Source organism: Streptomyces sp. NPDC058274, assembly GCF_042881375.1.
GTDB lineage: Bacteria > Actinomycetota > Actinomycetes > Streptomycetales > Streptomycetaceae > Streptomyces.
In genome coordinates, this window is sequence record NZ_JBHVXW010000009.1 from 288,529 (window position 1) to 305,743 (window position 17,215).

Below are 17,215 nucleotides of genomic sequence, written 5' to 3' on the forward strand. Positions count from 1 at the left end.
GCCCCTGGAGGTCTTCCGTGGATCCAGACGCCGCGCGCGGCACCGCCACCACACCCGACCGGCACCACTCCGAAGTGGTCCTGCGGGTGAACGGCAAGCCGCACACGCTCACCGTCGACCACCGGTCCGTCCTCCTGGACGTGCTGCGTGAGGAACTCGACCTCACGGGCGCCAAGAAGGGGTGCGACCACGGCCAGTGCGGCGCCTGCACGGTCCTGCTGAACGGCCGCCGCGTCAACAGCTGTCTGCTCCTGGCGATCAGCCTGGACGGCTGCGAGATCACGACCGTCGAAGGTCTCGCCGGGAGCGGCGGCGAGGAACTCCACCCGCTCCAGCAGGCGTTCGTGGACCGCGACGCCTTCCAGTGCGGCTACTGCACTCCGGGCCAGATCTGCAGCGCCGTAGGCGCCCTGGCCGAGGCCGCCGCGGGCCATCCCTCGCACGTGACCGATCCGTCGGCCCCCTCCGGGCAGCCCGTGCCACTGGACCCGGACGAGATCCGTGAGCGGCTCAGCGGAAACCTCTGCCGCTGCGGCGCCTATCCGCACATCGTCGAGGCCGTCGGGGACGTGATCCGGTGAAGCCCTTCGCATACGTACGCGCCGCCAGTGTCGAGGAGGCCGCCGACGCGTTCGCGTCGCGTCCCGGCGCCCGCTATCTCGGCGGCGGCACCAACCTCGTGGACCTGATGAAGCTCGGCGTGGAACAGCCCGCCACCCTCGTCGACATCACCCGGCTGCCGCTCGACACGGTGGAGGAACTGCCCGACGGCTCGGTGCGGATCGGAGCGACGGTCCGCAACAGCGACCTCGCCGCCCACCCCGTGGTCCGGGACCGCTACCCGGCGCTCTCCCAGGCGGTCCTCGCCGGCGCCTCCGGACAGCTGCGCAACGCGGCCACCACCGGCGGAAACCTCCTCCAGCGCACCCGCTGCCCCTACTTCCAGGACGTCAGCAAGCCCTGCAACAAGCGGGATCCCGGCTCCGGTTGCGGGGCCCGGGACGGCGTCCACCGTGACCACGCCGTGCTGGGCCACTCCGCGCAGTGCATCGCCACCAACCCCTCCGACATGGCGGTCGCGCTGGCCGCCCTCGACGCGCGCGTCGAACTGCACGGTCCCGAAGGCGAGCGGAGCGTCCCCGTCACCGAGTTCCACCGCCTCCCCGGGGACCACCCGGAGCGGGACACCGAGATCGGCCCCGGCGAGCTCATCACCGGCGTACTGCTGCCGGCCGCCCCGGCGGGACTGCCCTCCGCCTACCGCAAGGCGCGCGACCGTGCCTCGTACGCCTTCGCCCTCGCCTCGGTCGCCGCCGTCCTCGACGTCGCCGACGGCGTCGTCCAGTACGCCGGGATCGCCTTCGGCGCGCTCGCGCACCGGCCCTGGCGAGCCCGGCTGGCCGAACAGGCCCTCCTGGGCGCGGCCCCGACCACGGCCGCCTTCGAGCACGCCGTCGACCTCGAACTCGCCGCCGCCCAGCCGCTGCGCGACAACGCCTACAAGGTGACCCTGGCCCGCAATCTCGCCGTGGACGTCCTCGGCGGACTCGCGCCGCCCACCCGTACCTGAACCGGCATCCGAGGCCGGAACCCCGGCATCCACCAGGAGGACCCATGGCCGCCGACACCGGTATCGCGCTGGGCGGACCCGCCGAGCGACGGGAGGGCCGTGACAAGGTCACCGGCAGCGCCCGGTACGCCGCCGAACACCCTGCGCCCGGCCGGCTCCACGCCTGGCCCGTGACGGCCACGGTCGCCCGTGGCACGATCCGCGCGATCGACACCGAGGCCGCCCTCGGCCTGCCCGGAGTGCTCACGGTCCTCACCCATGAAAACGCCCCCCGGCTGGCCGAACCGGACGACGCCACCCTCGCCGTACTGCAGAACGCCCGGGTGCCGCACCGCGGTTGGTTCGTCGCCCTGGTCGTCGCCGAGACGCTGGAGGCGGCCCGCGCCGGCGCCGCCGCGGTGCGCGTCGACTACGCCGTGGAGGACCACGACGTGACGCTCACCGAGACCCATCCGGCGGGATACGTCCCGGAAGAGGCCAACGGCGGCTATCCCGGACGCCGCGAACACGGCGACCCGGAAGGCGCCTTCGCCGCCGCCGCGGTCCGCGTCGACGCCGGCTACCGGGTGCCGCCGCTGCACAACCACCCCATGGAACCCCATGCGGCGACGGCGTGTTGGCAGGACGGCCGGCTGGTCGTGCACGACTCCAGCCAGGGCGCGACGACGGTGCGTACGGTGCTGGCGGGGATGTTCAAGCTTCCGGAGGACGGCCTCACCGTCATCTCCGAGCATGTCGGCGGCGGCTTCGGATCGAAGGGCACGCCCCGGCCGCAGGTGGTGCTCGCGGCGATGGCCGCACGCGTGACGGGCCGTCCCGTGACCGTCGTACTGCCCCGGCGTCTGCTGCCCGTCGTCGTCGGCCACCGCGCGCCCACCCTGCAGCGCGTCCGGCTCGGAGCCGCGGCCGACGGCACCCTCACCTCGGTCATCCACGAGGTCACCACGTACACGTCCCGCATCAAGGAGTTCGTGGAGCAGGCGGCCACGGCCACCCGCGTCATGTACGCCTCACCGCACAGTCTCACCACGCACCGCGTGGTGCCGCTGGACGTGCCCAGCCCGTCCTGGATGCGCGCGCCGGGCGAGGCCCCGGGCATGTTCGCCCTGGAGTCGGCCATGGACGAACTGGCCGTCGCCCTCGGCATGGATCCGGTGGACCTGCGCATCGCCAACGAGCCGGACACCGAACCCGACAGCGGCAAGCCGTTCAGCAGCCGCCACCTGGTCGAGTGTCTGCGGGAGGGCGCCCGGCGCTTCGACTGGGCGCACCGCGACCCCCGTCCGCGCGCCCGGTCCGAAGGCCCGCTCCTGGTCGGCTCGGGCGTGGCGGCCGCCACCTACCCGGTGCTGGTCTCGCCCTCCACCGCGAGCGCGCACGCCCTCGGCGACGGCAGCTTCGTCGTACGGGTCAATGCCACGGACATCGGCACGGGAGCCCGCACCGTGCTGGCCCAGATCGCCGCTGACGCCCTCGGCGTCCCGCTGGAACGGGTCCGCACCGAGGTGGGCAACAGCGACCTGCCCAGAGCCCCGCTGGCCGGCGGCTCGTCCGGCACCGCCTCCTGGGGCTGGGCCGTCCACCAGGCGTGCACACGGCTGCGCGCACGCCTGGCCGAACACACGGGCCCGCTGCCCGACCAGGGGATCGACGCGCGCGCCGACACAGCAGGGAGCGCCGACGCCGAGAGCCCCTTCGCCCGGCACGCCTTCGGCGCCCACTTCGCCGAGGTCGGCGTCGACACCGTGACCGGAGAGGTACGCGTCCGCCGCCTGCTGGGCGTGTACGCGGCCGGGCGCATCCTCAACGCCCGCACGGCCCGTTCGCAGTTCATCGGCGCCATGACCATGGGTCTGGGGATGGCGCTGACCGAGGGAAGCACGATGGACGCGGCGTTCGGTGACTTCGCCGAGGCGGATCTGGCGGCTTACCACGTTCCCGCGCACGCCGACGTCCCCGCTCTCGAAGCGCACTGGATCGACGAGGACGACCCCCATCTCAACCCCATGGGCAGCAAGGGCATCGGCGAGATCGGCATCGTCGGCACGGCGGCCGCCATCGGCAACGCCGTCCACCACGCCACCGGTCTCCGGCTGCGCGAACTGCCCTTGACCCCGGACCGGGTGCTGACCGCCCTCACCGAACACCGTGGCGCAGGACGGCCGAGCGGCGCGTGAGGACGCGCGCAGGGCACAAACACCCGTAGGCCCACGGAATCGTAGGCCTACGGGTGGCCTCGCGGCGGAGGCCGGTGTGCTGTGCGGATGCGGTGTGCCGCGCGGACTCGGTGGTGCCGCGGGGCTGGTTCCGGAGTCATTCCGGTGTGCGGATCGGTCGCGGACCTATTCCGGTGTGTGGTTCGCTCCTGCCAGCGCCCGGTGTTCCGGACGCCTGCCGAGCCGCTCCGACGGGAGCGCCGCCAGCATGGCCATCAGAGCCGTGAGTGCGGCGAGCACCGCGATGAGCCCCGCGAACCAGGGCGGCGCGGCGCTGATCTCCAGGGACCGGGTGAGGCCCTGGGAGTGGAGCCGGCCCTGGAACAACTGGAGGGCGGCCAGTGCCGAGGGCACCATCACGCACACGGCGAGGACCGGCAGGGAGCTCCTGAGCGTCAGCGTCACCGCCAGCAGCACGCACAGCCCCGACACACCGAGGGCGAACCCGTAGGCGTTGGCGGAGGCGCCGTCCCGGTGCAGCGGGAAGTACGCCATCCCGCACACGACGAGCGCGGCGGCCGCCAGCCAGCGCGGCCAGGGCGGGGGAGTGGTGCCGCGCACCGAGGTGCGGGTGCGGCGGGTGCGGGGCGTACGGCGGCGGGTGTCCTGTGGCCCCTGGAGGGCTGCCGCGATGGCCGCGGCGGCGTCCACCGGCGGGGCGTCGGGCTGGTCCTCGGGTGCGCGCACGGCCCGGACGGGCTCGTGCTGCTCCTGGGCCAGGCGGCCGATCAGCTGGACGAGTTCCTCGATGGGGCGGCTTGCGGCCGCGCGCACCGCCTCCTCGCCGCAGTGCGGCTCCAGCGGTGGCCGGTGCAGCAGTGCCATCAGCCGGGTGACGTCCTCCACCGGGCGGCACTCGGCCGCCGCGCGGATGGCTTCGTCGGCGCAGTCGGGGTTCCGCGGCGGCCGCGTCAGCAGGGCCACGAGCCGGGTGACGTCCTCCACGGACCGGTCCACGCCCACCGCCCGCAGCGCGTCGACGGTCGCTCGCGCGTACTCCGGGGACTGCTCCAGGAGCGTGATGAGCTGGAGGACCTCCTCCAGCGGCCGGTCGGCGACGGCGGCGTGCACCAGACCGTCGACCGGGTTGCTGTAGCTGTCCTGCGGGTCGGCCGGTGCGGGTTCCTCACGCGGTGCGTGGGAACGGGGTGCCGCGTCGTGCGGGTCGGCCCGGAGTTCCTCATGCGGTGTGTGGGAACGGGGTGCCGCGTCGTGCGGGTCGGCGGCCCGGAGTTCCTCATGCGGTGCGTAGGAACGCGGGGGCGCGTCGTGCACGTCGGCCGGCGCCGGTTCCTCGCGGGAGTACGGGCGCTCGGGGCGGTCGTCGGCGTAGCGGACCGGTGCGGGTTCCTCCCGCGGCGGGTACGAACGCCGGTCCTCCTCGCGGCTGTCGGCCGGTATGCGGCCTTCGCGCGGAGGGTAGGCGGGCGGGGCCGGCGCCCCTGCGGCGGACTCCGCCGCGGGGGACTGCATGAGTGGGTCGACCGCGCTGTCAGCAGGTATCCCGGACGGGTCCGGGCCGGGCGAGAACGAGAAAGAGCGGGTGGTCATGGTCGGCTCCATGATGAGGGTGCGGCTGCCATCGCTTCCCCGATGTGCGATACGCAAGCTGATGCTGACCATTACTAGGGGGCCGTCCTCCGCCCCGCCACTCGGGTGCGGCACCCGTGTGAGTGCCGCCCCGGGCTCAGCGGCCGGCCCGCCGGGCGGACGGCCCCGGGCCGAGTGCCTCGGCGGCCACGGCCGCCACCGCTTCGGCCACGGCCGACAGCGCGGGCGAATCGAGTTTCCACTGCTGCCAGTAGAGCGGGACGTCGACGGTCCTGTCCGGCGCCAGGAGGACGAGCCGGCCGGCGCGCAGCAGCGGACCGGCCTGTACGACGGGCACCATCCCCCAGCCCATTCCGGCGACCACGGCGTCGACGAAGCCCTCCGAGGTAGGCACGAAATGGCGCTGTTTTCCGGCCCGGCGGCCTCGCGCGAGCGTGCGGACGAACGCGTCCTGGAGATCGTCGTTCCGGTCGAAGGCCACCACGGGAGCCTCGGCGAGCGCGTCGCCGAGGGGTGCGTCCGGCCGGGCGCCGAGCCATCGTTCGGCGAAGCCGGGGCTCGCCACCGGAAGGTAGGGCATCCGGCCGAGGGCGCGGACCGAACAGCCCGTCACCGGATCCGGGGACGAGGTCACCGCCGCCATCACCAGCCCCTCGCGCAGCAGGGCCGCCGTGTGGTCCTGGTCCTCGCGGCGCAGTTCGAAGCAGAGCCGCAGCTCACCGGGTACGCGGGCGAGCGCCGGCAGGAACCAGGTCGCCAGCGAGTCGGAGTTCACCGCGATGGACAGCCGGGTCGGCTCCCCGGCGCCCGTCATGCCGAGCTCGGCATGGGCATCGTGTTCCAGCCGGGCCAGCTGACGCGCGAAGCGCACGACGACCTCGCCGGACTCCGTCGGGCGCACCGGCTTCGTACGCAGCAGCAGCACCCGGCCGGTGCGCTGTTCGAGCGCCTTGACGCGCTGGCTGACCGCCGAGGGCGTCACCTGCAGGGCCTGCGCCGCCGCGTCGAACGTGCCCTCGTCGACCACCGCGAGGAGGGTGTGCACCTGGTCGAGGGGAAGATCCGTCATCACGAGCGCTAATGATACGTAAGAATCTTTAGCTGTACTTCTCATCGGCTGGTTTCTAGCGTCGAGGTCATGACCAACGCGCTCACCGCCGCGGCCGCCGGATTCGGCACCGGCCTCTCGCTCATCGTCGCCATCGGCGCCCAGAACGCCTTCGTCCTGCGCCAGGGCATCCGCAGGGACGCGGTACTGGCGGTGGTCGGCATCTGCGCCCTGTCCGACGCGGCCCTCATCGCCCTGGGCGTCGGCGGCGTGGGCGCGGTGGTGGTGGCGTGGCCGCGGGCCCTGACCGCGGTCGGGCTGGTCGGGGGCGCGTTCCTGCTCGGTTACGGCGTACTCGCCGCACGGCGGGTCTTCCGGCCGGCGGCCCTGGAGGCCGCCGCCGGGGCGCCGGCCGGTTCACGGCGACGTGCCGTTCTCACCTGTCTCGCGATGACCTGGCTCAACCCGCACGTCTACCTCGACACCGTGTTCCTGCTCGGTTCCATCGCCGCCGACCGCGGCCCGCTCCGGTGGACCTTCGGACTCGGCGCCGTCCTCGCGAGCCTGGTCTGGTTCACCGCCCTCGGCTTCGGCGCGCGTCTGCTGAGCCGCTTCCTGGCCCGTCCGGCGTCGTGGCGCGTCCTGGACGGTCTGGTCGCCGCGACCATGATCGGCCTGGGCGCCACGCTGATCGCCGGTGCGTGAGACGCCGGCCTCACCGTCCTGACCAGCCTGCCCACCGCGCCGGCGCCGGTCACGGCCGGGGCCGGTGGCGCGCTCCGACCGGCACCCTGGCACTCTGACACCGGAAAGATGTATCGAGCAGCCAGGACGGCCGTGGACACGAGCAAGAGCACCACCGACAGCGACGCGGATCCGGACGACGAGACGTCGGTCCGGGCGGAGCGGGCCACCCAGCGCGGCGGTTGGCGCCGTTGGGCCATGGACACCCGGCCCCTGCGGCGACCCGCCTTTCGCCGGCTCTGGTCGTCGACCATCGTGACGGCCGTGGGCAGCCAGCTCACCGCCGTCGCCGTACCGAAGCAGATCTACGACATCACGGGCTCCTCGGCCTGGGTCGGCTACGCGAGCCTCGCCGGGCTGCTGCCGCTCGTGGTCTTCGCGCTGTGGGGCGGTGCGATCGCCGACAGCATGGACCGGCGCAAGCTGCTCCTCGTCACCAACATCGGCATAGCCGTCACCTCACTGCTGTTCTGGATCCAGGCCGTCACCGGACTCGGCTCGGTGCTCGTGCTGATGGTGCTGCTCGCCCTCCAGCAGGCCTTCTTCGGCCTGAACTCCCCGGCCCGCAACGCCTCCATCGCCCGGCTGGTCCCCGCGGACGAACTGCCCGCGGCGAACGCGCTCGGCTCGACCGTCATGCAGACCGGACTGGTGGCCGGACCGCTGCTCGCCGGTGCGCTGATCCCTGTCATCGGCCTGGCCGAGCTGTATCTCATCGACGCCGTGGCCCTGTGCGTCACGGTGTGGGCCGTGTTCCGGCTCCCGTCGCTGCCGCCGCTCGGCGCCTCCGTATCCCGGCGGGCCGGCTGGCGGGAGGTCGCTGCCGGTTTCCGCTACATCTCCGGGCACAAGGTGCTGCTGCTCTCGTTCCTCGCCGACATCATCGCGATGGTCTTCGGCATGCCCCGGGCCCTGTTCCCCCAGCTGGCGGCCGAGACCTACGCGCCCTACGGCGAAGGACTCGCGCTCGGGCTGCTGTTCGCGGCGATTCCCGTCGGCGCGGTGGCCGGCGGACTGCTGTCCGGCACCTTCTCGCGCGCCCGCCGCCACGGCCTCATGGTCATCGCCGCGGTGGTGGCCTGGGGCGCGGCGATCACGGGCTTCGGTCTGAGCACCAGTCTCTGGGTCGCAGTCGCGTTCCTCGCCGCCGCGGGGGTCGCCGACATGGTCTCCATGGTCTTCCGCGGAGCCATCCTCCTGTCGGCCGCCACCGACGAGATGCGCGGACGGATGCAGGGCGTGTTCACAGTGGTGGTCGCGGGCGGCCCCCGTCTGGCGGACGTACTCCACGGCACGGCCGGCGCGGCCCTGGGCGCGCGTACGGCCGTCGTGGGCGGCGGTCTGCTGGTCATCGCCGCGATGCTGGTACTCGCCGCCGTGACACCGGCGCTGCGTCGCTACGGAACCTGAGCCTGGCCGGGCCGGCCGCTTCTCAGGGCAGGTCCGCGGCGGAGTCCTCGGGAGCCAGGTCCGGGCGGAGCCGGTGCCACGACGGCTGCCTCAGCAGCCCGGCTCGTGTCCGTGTGCTGTAGCGGACCTCGCCGACCAGAAGCGGCAGCACCCAGTGCGCACCCGGCACGGGAGGCACCGTGTCGAAGGGACACGTGTCGCTCTCGGCGGCGCTCAGCAGCCGCGCGAGCGCCAGCCGTTCCTCCGTGCTCCAGCCGGTTCCCACACTGCCGGCATAGCGCAGCCGGCCCGCCTCGCGCTGTCCCACGAGCACGGCGCCGGGGAGTCCCGCGAGGCGGCCGCGGCCGGGGGACCAGCCGCCGATGATGACGTCGGCGGTCCTCATGTTGCGGATCTTGATCCAGGCGCGGGAACGCACCCCCGGCTCGTACACGGAGTCGAGCCGTTTGCAGACCAGCCCCTCCAGGGCGTTCTCCCGAGTGGCCCGCAGGGCGGACTCGCCGTGGCCGACGAGCGCCGACGGAGTCGACCAGAACGGCCCGGCGAGACCGAGCGCCTCCAACTCCTGCCGCCGCCGCGCGTAACGCGTCCCCGTCAGGTCGCCCCGCAGATGCATCACGTCGAACAGCATCAGGTGGACGGGCGTCTCCGCGGCCCGGCGCGCCGCCCTGGCCGGCGCGTGGGCCAGGCCCATACGGGACTGCAGGCGCTGGAAGTCCCCGCGCCCCCGCTCGTCCAGGACCACGATCTCCCCGTCCAGGATCGCCGCGGTGCTCCCGAGGGCGCCGCCCAGCGACAGGAGTTCGGGGTACGCGGCCGTGATGTCCTCCCCGGACCGGGCACGCAGCACCACGGAGCCGTCCCCGGGGAGGTAGACCACCACACGCTGGCCGTCCTGCTTGGTCTCGTAGGCCCACCGCATGTCCTGCCCGGCCGGGGGCAGCACACCGGGCGTGGCGAGCATGGGCGCGATACGCGGCAGTGTCACAGGTCAGTTGTCGACAGACCCGGCACGACTCCACTCGTCCCGGGCCGGTGTTTCCCCTGAACGGCGCCGCCCATCGGCCCCACCGGGAGGGCTACCCATTCAGTGCCAGCGCCATCAGGGTCTGCAGATGCAGTCCGCGCCGGGCGTCCAGCTCGCCGGAGACTCCGCTGCGCACGGCCGTGGCGAACTCCCGGCGCAGCACGGGCCAGGGCTCCTCCTGGCCGAGTCCGGCGCTGTCGAACACGAGCGTGGGGTGGGAGCCGAAGAGTTCGATGCGGGTGATGCCGCTGGGGACGTTCACCGACCCGGAGAGCGAGGCCTGGCTGACGGCGCCGTTCTCGTGCTCGCAGGTGAGCTCGATCCAGCGGCGCGGGTCGCCGGTGCCGCGGATGGCGACGATGCGTCCGACGGCCGCGTCCAGCAGGTCCAGCAGATGCGGTCCGAGGTCCAGCAGCGCGCCGTGCTCCAGCCGCCAGGTGGTGGCGAAGTCGCCGCCCAGGAACGCGCCGTGGACGAGGCAGGAACGGGCGCCCGCCACATCGAGCTCCCGGGCCGCCGCGAGGAACTCCCGGACGACGGGGTGGTAGCGATTGGTCAGGACGAGCTGGGACACCACCCCCGCGTCCTGGATGGCTTCGGCGAGCCGCTGCGCCGAGGACAGGTCGGCGCCGAGCGGCTTCTCCAGCAGCAGGGCCTTGCCCGCCTTGGCGGCGCGGTGCGCCAGGTCCGCCTGGACCGCGGGCGGAACGGCGAAGGCGACCGCCTCACACCCGTCGAGCAGCTCCTCGAAGGTCGTCGCGACGGCGGCGCCGTAGGGCGCGGCGGTCTCCCGGGCCGCTTCGGTCCGCCGGGCCCACACCCCGGTCAGCTGCGTCTCGGGCCCGGCGGCGAGTACGCGGGCGTGCACGGCGCGCGCCCACGGGCCGGCGCCGACGAGCCCGACCCTGACCGGTGAGGAGGACCAGGCTGGCGGAGTGCCGTTCACGGAAGTCCGATCTGTCGTCTCGGTCGTCGCACACTGACGCGACTCCATCACGCCACCGGTGGCCCTGACCAGGCCCGGGGACCGGCGTCCCGAGGAGTGAGCCGTCGCGCCCGGATCCCGCCTCTCGCGCCTCTGTCCCACAAGAGGTGCAGAGCGCCATGATTCGGTGCATGACTTCCCCTCGCGACAAAGACGGCTTCCCGGATGCTCCGGCCCTTCCCGCGCTGGCCGAGGACTGGCAGCGATGTCTCGCCGTGGCCTCCCACCCCGACGACATCGAGTACGGCACGGCGTGCGCGGTCGCCCGGTGGACGGCCCAGGGCAAGCAGGTCACGTATCTCCTGGCCACGCGTGGCGAGGCCGGTATCGACGGCATGCACCCGGACCGCGCGAAGCCCCTGCGCGAGGCCGAGGAACGTGCCGGGGCCCGCGAAGTCGGCGTCGACACCGTCGAGTTCCTCGACCACCCCGACGGCGTCATCGAGTACGGACTGGAGCTGCGCCGCGACATCGTGCGGGCCATGCGCCGCCACCGGCCCGAGATCGTGGTCTCCGGCGCGTTCACCGTGCGCATGATCGGCGGCATCACCAACCAGGCCGACCACCGCGTGGTGGGACTGGCCACCCTGGACGCGGCGCGGGACGCCGGCAACCGGTGGATCTTCCCGGAGCTGGCCGACGAGGGGCTGGAACCCTGGAACGGCATCCGGATGGTGTGCCTCGCCGGCGCCGAGCAGTCCACGCACGGGGTGGATGTCACCGGCGAGCCGCTGGAACGCGGCATCGCCTCCCTGGAGGCCCACGTCGAGTACACCAAGGGGCTGGGAGCACAGGCCCCCGAACCGCGCCCGTTCCTGACCTGGGTGGCCCGGATGGCCGGTCCCGCCCTCGGCGTCGAGGCCGCAGTCCTCTTCGACGTGCACCAGCTCGTCCCGGACGGTCCGCCGCCCTGGGTGTGAGCGCGGCCGGATCACCACGACACCCTGCGGCGGGCCGGCCGAGAACGTGATCTGATCGATGGGTTTTCGCGTCGAGGCCGCCCCTAAGCTGACCGGAATTGATCAACGCCACCCCCAGGAGCGAACGTGACACTGCCGCGACAGCAGCCCTCCAGACGCCCGACCGTTCTTCGCCGGGAAGCAGTTGTCGCGGCGGTCCCCGTCGCCGTCGCGGCCCTGCTCGTGGCGGCCTCGCCGGCGGCGGCCGGGACCGTGGGCGCCGCCGGCGCGGGAGACCCGTACTTCACCCTGGCCGGCAACGGCGGCTACGACGTCCGCCACTACGCCCTGACCCTGGGATACGACACGGGGACCCGGCACCTCGACGGCAAGACGGTCCTCACCGCCCGCGCCACCCAGCGGCTCACCCGCTTCGATCTCGACCTCAAGGGCCTGAAGGTCACCGGCGTGACGGTCGGTCACCACAAGGCCGCCTTCCGCCGGGACGGCCAGGAACTCGTCGTCACCCCACGGCACGCGCTGCGCAAGGGCCAGGAGTTCCGCGTCACCGTCACCTACCGCGGCACCCCCAAGCCGGTCACCGACCCGGACGGTTCCCTGGACGGCTGGATCCCCACCGACGACGGCGCGTTCGTGGCCGGCGAGCCACAGGGCGCCATGACCTGGTTCCCCGGCAACAACCACCCCACGGACAAGGCGTCCTACGACATCACGATCACCGTGCCCGAAGGGCGCGCCGCGGTCTCCAACGGCGTCCTGCTCGGGCAGCGGACCTCCCACGGCCGCACCACCTTCCGCTGGCGGCAGACGGAACCGATGGCCGCCTACCTGGCCACGGCGACGGTGGGCAAGTTCAAGGTCGAGCAGTTCACCACCCCGGACGGCCTGAGGGTCTACAACGCCGTCGACCCGCGCGAGGCGACCGCCGCCGCCCCCGTGCTCAAGAAGCTGCCGTCGGTTCTCGCCTGGGAGAGCAGCGTCTTCGGCCCGTACCCCTTCCGCGCCGCCGGCTCCATCGTCGACCACGCCCCGCAGGTCGGATACGCGCTGGAGACCCAGACGCGACCGGTCTACGACCGGGCACCCGACCTGAGCACCCTCGTCCACGAGAGCGCGCACCAGTGGTTCGGCGACTCCGTCTCCCTCACCACCTGGAAGGACATCTGGCTCAACGAGGGCTTCGCCACCTACGCCGAGTGGCTCTACACGGAGCAGCACGGCGGCAAGAGCGCCCAGAAGACCTTCGACGCCCTGTACGCGCGACCGGCGAGCGACGACCTGTGGGCGTTCGCCCCCGCCGACCCGGGCGATGGATCGCACATCTTCGAGACACCCGTGTACGCCCGCGGAGCCATGGCCCTGCAGAAGCTGCGCGCCGCTGTGGGCGATCCCGTCTTCTTCGGCATCCTGCGCGCCTGGGCCGGTGGCCACCGCGACGGACACGGAACGACGGCGCAGTTCATCCGCCTCTCGGAGCGGCTCTCCGGCAAGGACCTCGGCGCACTGTTCCACACCTGGATCGGCACGGCGGGCAAACCGTCCTCCCCGTGAGACACGCGGGGGGATGGCCGCCCGCCGTCAGGCAGGCCGCAGCCACAGCGTCGCCAGCGGCGGCAGGGTCAGGCTCAGCGAGGCCGGGCGACCGTGGCTCGGCTCCGGCCCGGGCTTCAGCGGGCCCTCGTTGGTGACGTCGCCGCCGCCGTAGCGGGCGAGGTCGGTGTTGAGGACCTCGTGCCAGGCGGGGACGTCGTCGGGAACCCCGAGCCGGTACCCGTGGCGGACGACCGGAGAGAAGTTGCTCACCGCGAGGAGCGGGGAGCCGTCGGCGGCGTAGCGGAGGAAGGCGAAGACGTTGTCCTCGGCGGCGTCCCCGACGACCCAGGCGAAGCCGGCGGGGTCGGTGTCGCGCTGCCACAGTGCGGCTTCCCGGCGGTAGACGGTGTTCAGGTCGCGGACGAGATCGCGGACACCGCGGTGGTCCGGCTCCGCGCTGTAGTCCGGGTCGAGCAGCCACCAGTCCGGCCCCTGCGCCTCCGACCATTCGCCGCCCTGGGCGAACTCCTGCCCCATGAAAAGGAGTTGCTTGCCCGGGTGGGCCCACATGTAGCCGAGGTAGGCGCGCTCGTTGGCCCGCTGCTGCCACCAGTCGCCCGGCATCTTCGACACCAACGCCTGCTTGCCGTGGACGACTTCGTCGTGGGAGATGGGCAGCACGTAGTTCTCGCTGTAGGCGTACACCATCGAGAAGGTCATCTCGTTGTGGTGGTACTTGCGATGCACCGGGTCCTTCGAGATGTAGACCAGCGAGTCGTGCATCCAGCCCATGTTCCACTTCAGGCCGAAGCCGAGCCCGCCGTCGGAGGTCGGTCTGGTGACGCCGTCCCAGGCCGTCGACTCCTCCGCGATGGTCACGACGCCCGGGTTGCGGCGGTAGAGCGTGGCGTTCATCTCCTGGAGGAACGCGACGGCGTGGAGATCCTCGTTGCCGCCGTACATGTTGGGGTTCCACTGGCCCGGCTCGCGGGAGTAGTCGAGGTAGAGCATGGAGGCGACAGCGTCCACCCGCAGCCCGTCGATGTGGAACTCCTCGCACCAGTACACCGCGTTGGCGACCAGGAAGTTGCGCACCTCCCGGCGGCCGTAGTCGAACTCCAGCGTGCCCCAGTCGGGGTGGGCCGCCCGCTGGGGGTCACCGTGCTCGTACAGCGGGGTGCCGTCGAACTGGGCCAGCGCCCAGTCGTCGCGCGGGAAGTGCGCGGGCACCCAGTCCATGAGGACCCCGATCCCGGCCCGGTGCAGGGCATCGACCAGGTACTTGAAGTCGTCCGGTGTACCGAGGCGCGAGGTCGGCGCGTAGAAGCCGGTGATCTGGTAGCCCCAGGAGCCGCCGAAGGGGTGCTCGGCCACCGGCATCAGTTCCACATGGGTGAAGCCCAAGTCGGATACGTACGCGGGAAGTTGCTCAGCCAGCTCACGGTACGTCAGGCCCGGTCGCCAGGACGCCAGATGGACCTCGTAGACCGAGAACGGGGCCTCGTGCAGCGGGAGATCCGTGCGGTGGGTCAGCCAGGCGTCGTCCCCCCACTCGTAGGAGGACTCCGTGACGATGGAGGCGGTCGCCGGGGGCACCTCGGTGTGCCGGGCCATCGGGTCGGCGCGCAGGGTGTGCGTTCCGTCGGGCCGGGTGATGTCGAACTTGTACGGCGTCCCCGCCCCGATGCCGGGCAGGAACAGTTCCCACACGCCCGTCGCGCCGAGCGAGCGCATGGGATACGCGCTGCCGTCCCAGTGACAGAAGTCGCCGCAGACCCTGACCCCTTGGGCGTTCGGCGCCCAGACCGTGAAGCGCGTGCCGTGGACACCCTCGTGGACCATCGGGTGGGCGCCGAGCGCCCGCCACAGTTCCTCGTGCCGCCCCTCGCCGATCAGATGCAGATCGAGCTCACCCAGGGAGGGCAGGAAGCGGTAGGGGTCCGGCACCTCGGACTCGTCGCCGTCGTACGTCACCAGCAGCGTGTACTCCGGGACGGCGTCGAGCGCCAGGATGCCCGCGAAGAGACCGTCCCCCACGTCCTTGAGCTTGGCACGCCACCCGTCGACCAGGACACTCACGGCCTTGGCGAAGGGCCGCAGGACGCAGAACCGGATGCCGCCCGGGACCGGATGCGCGCCGAGCAGCGCGTGCGGGTCGTGGTGGGCGCCCGACAGCAGGCGCGCACGGTCCGTCGCGTCCATGGCGGCCGTCGGCCGTACGCCGAGACTGCCGTGCCCGGGTTCGGCCACCGGCCGCACGTCAAGACTGCCGTGCCCGGGTTCGGGCGGTCCCGCGCCGGGCGTGGTCGCTGGCTCGGGCGTCTCCGCAGGCAGTACGAGGACGGGCGGTTCGGGAACGACGGTCGTGTGCGGTGCCACGGGGGTCAGCCTCCTTGGGCGGGAAGAAAGGGCGAGCGGGGCGGGCGGCGGATCACTGCCGTGGCGGCCGCAGGGTCGTTTCGGCAAGCCCGGTGATCGCCGCCATCGGCACCGGAAGCCAGTCGGGCCGGTGCCGGGCCTCGTACAGCACCTCGTACACGGCCCTGTCCGTCTCGTAGGCGCGCAGCACCTCGGGCTCCTCCCGGGGATCCCACCGCGCCTGGGCGGCGTAGCCCGAGCAGTAGGCCTCCCGGCAGCGCTGTGACCACTCCGGCCGCCACGGCCGCCGGGAGCGCGCCGCGTAGTCGAAGGAGCGCAGCATGCCCGCGACATCACGGGCCGGGGACTGGGCGCGCCGGCGCTCGGCCAGCGGCCGGGCCGGCTCCCCCTCGAAATCGATGACGAACCACCGCTGTCCGGTCCGCAGTACCTGTCCGAGGTGGAGGTCGCCGTGGATCCGCTGTGCGGGGTGGGCCGTGTCGAGGCGCGCGAGCGCGTCGTAGGCGGACTGCAGTCCGGGCACATACGGCAGCAGCGCGGGCACGGACCGCGCGGTGGCGTGCAGCCGTTCGGTCATCGCGAGGGCGAGGCGCCCGTTGTGCCGGCGGGTCGGCGTCTCCAGCGGGAAGGCCGCGGCCAGCGCCAGATGCACTTCGGCGGTGGCTCGCCCCAGCGTGTACGCCTCGTGGGTGAAGTCCCGTTCGGAGGTGAGCGATTCGACCGCCAGCTCCCAGCCGTCGGAGGCGTCGCGCAGATACGGCTGGAGGACGCCGAGCGTGGCCTGCGCGGGCTGTGACGTACGGAACCAGGCCACGGGCGCGGGTACGCGTGTGCAGCCCTCCCGGGCCAGCGACCACGGCACTTCCAGGTCCGGGTTGATCCCGGGCTGGACACGCCGGAAGACCTTGAGGATGAACGAATCCCCGTACACCAACGAGGAGTTGGACTGCTCGGCATCGAGCAGACGCGGGGCAAGACCGGTGGGGATCGGGACCCGGGTGTCGCGCTCGAAGCGCAGCGGGCCCGCCGTGCCCGGGTGGCGCAGCCGCTCCAGGAGGAGCTCCGCCGCCTCGGGGTCCTGGAGGGCGTCGTACACCATCAGGCCGGCCAGCGGGCCCTCGTCGGCCCGGCCGATGAGGGCGTGGGCGAGCCGCGGCGGCAGCATCTGCCTTGTGCCGAGCAGCAGTTGGTAGCAGTCGTCGGCCGGGGGAGTGCCTCCTGGGCCGTCGCCGCTGCCCGTGCCCTCGTGGCCGGCGTGCACCAGGACGTGCAGACAGCCCGGGTGCAGCTCGGTCACCGACTGCAGGGTCAGTTCCGTGATGGTCCGCCCTTTGCCCGCGAACCAGCGCTGCCGCGGCAGCCACGCGTGCAGCAGCTCGTCGAGCGAGCTCAGCAGCCCGGCGAGATCGAGGCTTCCAGGTCTCTGCAGTGCGGTGTTGGGCATGGCGACGCGTCCTTTCAGAGGTTCACGTTCAAGAACGCCGGATGACGCGGGAGGAGAGGGCGCGGAGCCGGAACCAGTAGAAGCCGTGGCCCGCCATGGTCAGCAGGTACGGCAGTTCGCCGATGGCGGGGAAGCGCACCCCGCCGATCAGTTCGACGGGATGGCGTCCGTTGAACTCCCGCAGGTCCAGTTCCGTGGGCTGCGCGAAGCGGGAGAAGTTGTGGACGCACAGCACCAGGTCGTCTTTGTATTCGCGCAGGAAGGCGATGACGGCGGGGTTGGAGGAGGGGAGTTCGGTGTAGGAGCCGAGGCCGAAGGCCATGTTCTGTTTGCGGATTTCGATCATGCGCCGGGTCCAGTGGAGCAGGGAGGACGGCGAGGACATGGA

General features: G+C 72.6%; 14 protein-coding genes. 7 read left to right on the top strand and 7 right to left on the bottom strand.

Going from position 1 to position 17,215, the window contains the following annotated elements; all coding sequences use genetic code 11:
* Positions 1-17 precede the first annotated feature (17 nt).
* Genes ACFVYF_RS20600 through ACFVYF_RS20610 form a run of 3 tightly spaced genes read left to right on the top strand, consistent with a single transcriptional unit; the run spans position 18 to position 3,747 of the window.
* Positions 18-581 carry a (2Fe-2S)-binding protein gene (locus tag ACFVYF_RS20600; protein ID WP_389457226.1) on the top strand — a complete coding sequence of 188 codons (564 nt, stop codon included), beginning with the start codon at positions 18-20 and terminating at the stop codon, positions 579-581.
* The gene (locus ACFVYF_RS20605; protein WP_389457227.1) at positions 578-1,570 is read left to right on the top strand and encodes an FAD binding domain-containing protein; all 993 of its coding nucleotides are present in this window, start codon (positions 578-580) and stop codon (positions 1,568-1,570) included. Before ACFVYF_RS20600 ends, ACFVYF_RS20605 begins: the two co-directional genes overlap by 4 nt.
* Positions 1,571-1,614: 44 nt before the next feature.
* A complete protein-coding gene (locus ACFVYF_RS20610; protein ID WP_389457229.1) occupies positions 1,615-3,747 on the top strand; it encodes a xanthine dehydrogenase family protein molybdopterin-binding subunit in 2,133 nt (710 codons plus the stop codon).
* A gap of 165 nt (positions 3,748-3,912) precedes the next feature.
* On the opposite strand, the gene ACFVYF_RS20615 is transcribed toward ACFVYF_RS20610, so the two are convergent.
* Together ACFVYF_RS20615 and ACFVYF_RS20620 are read right to left on the bottom strand one after the other, a co-directional pair.
* Entirely contained in the window at positions 3,913-5,337 is a 1,425-nt protein-coding gene (locus ACFVYF_RS20615; RefSeq protein WP_389457231.1) for a hypothetical protein, read from the bottom strand.
* 136 nt (positions 5,338-5,473) lie between these two features.
* Complete coding sequence (locus ACFVYF_RS20620) at positions 5,474-6,409, bottom strand: LysR family transcriptional regulator ArgP (RefSeq protein ID WP_389457233.1); 936 nt, start codon at positions 6,407-6,409, stop codon at positions 5,474-5,476.
* 66 nt (positions 6,410-6,475) lie between these two features.
* Between ACFVYF_RS20620 and ACFVYF_RS20625 the strand changes: the two genes are divergently transcribed.
* Both ACFVYF_RS20625 and ACFVYF_RS20630 read left to right on the top strand, forming a co-directional pair.
* A complete protein-coding gene (locus ACFVYF_RS20625) occupies positions 6,476-7,090 on the top strand; it encodes a LysE/ArgO family amino acid transporter (RefSeq protein WP_389457235.1) in 615 nt (204 codons plus the stop codon).
* 108 nt (positions 7,091-7,198) lie between these two features.
* Complete coding sequence (locus tag ACFVYF_RS20630) at positions 7,199-8,539, top strand: MFS transporter (protein WP_389457237.1); 1,341 nt, start codon at positions 7,199-7,201, stop codon at positions 8,537-8,539.
* A 22-nt stretch (positions 8,540-8,561) separates the two neighbouring features.
* Here the strand turns inward: ACFVYF_RS20630 and ACFVYF_RS20635 are convergent, their stop codons facing one another.
* Positions 8,562-9,527 (bottom strand): ATP-dependent DNA ligase, encoded by a 966-nt coding sequence (locus tag ACFVYF_RS20635; RefSeq protein ID WP_389457239.1) that lies wholly within the window; start codon positions 9,525-9,527, stop codon positions 8,562-8,564.
* Positions 9,528-9,618: 91 nt separating this feature from the next.
* On the bottom strand, positions 9,619-10,512 hold the full coding sequence (locus ACFVYF_RS20640; protein WP_389457241.1) for a Gfo/Idh/MocA family protein: 894 nt from the start codon (positions 10,510-10,512) through the stop codon (positions 9,619-9,621).
* Positions 10,513-10,682: 170 nt separating this feature from the next.
* Here ACFVYF_RS20640 and ACFVYF_RS20645 point away from each other — a divergent pair, with 170 nt between their 5' ends.
* Entirely contained in the window at positions 10,683-11,471 is a 789-nt protein-coding gene (locus ACFVYF_RS20645) for a PIG-L deacetylase family protein (RefSeq protein WP_389457242.1), read from the top strand.
* Between the two features lie 126 nt (positions 11,472-11,597).
* Complete coding sequence (locus ACFVYF_RS20650) at positions 11,598-13,022, top strand: M1 family metallopeptidase (RefSeq protein ID WP_389457244.1); 1,425 nt, start codon at positions 11,598-11,600, stop codon at positions 13,020-13,022.
* A 27-nt stretch (positions 13,023-13,049) separates the two neighbouring features.
* On the opposite strand, the gene glgB is transcribed toward ACFVYF_RS20650, so the two are convergent.
* From glgB to ACFVYF_RS20665, 3 genes are all read right to left on the bottom strand, one after another.
* The gene (glgB, locus tag ACFVYF_RS20655; RefSeq protein WP_389457246.1) at positions 13,050-15,383 is read right to left on the bottom strand and encodes a 1,4-alpha-glucan branching enzyme; all 2,334 of its coding nucleotides are present in this window, start codon (positions 15,381-15,383) and stop codon (positions 13,050-13,052) included.
* Between the two features lie 52 nt (positions 15,384-15,435).
* The gene (locus ACFVYF_RS20660) at positions 15,436-16,827 is read right to left on the bottom strand and encodes a maltokinase (protein WP_389457247.1); all 1,392 of its coding nucleotides are present in this window, start codon (positions 16,825-16,827) and stop codon (positions 15,436-15,438) included.
* Positions 16,828-16,855: 28 nt separating this feature from the next.
* A partial coding sequence (locus tag ACFVYF_RS20665) for an alpha-glucosidase C-terminal domain-containing protein (protein WP_389457249.1) occupies positions 16,856-17,215 on the bottom strand: 360 nt, incomplete at its 5' end.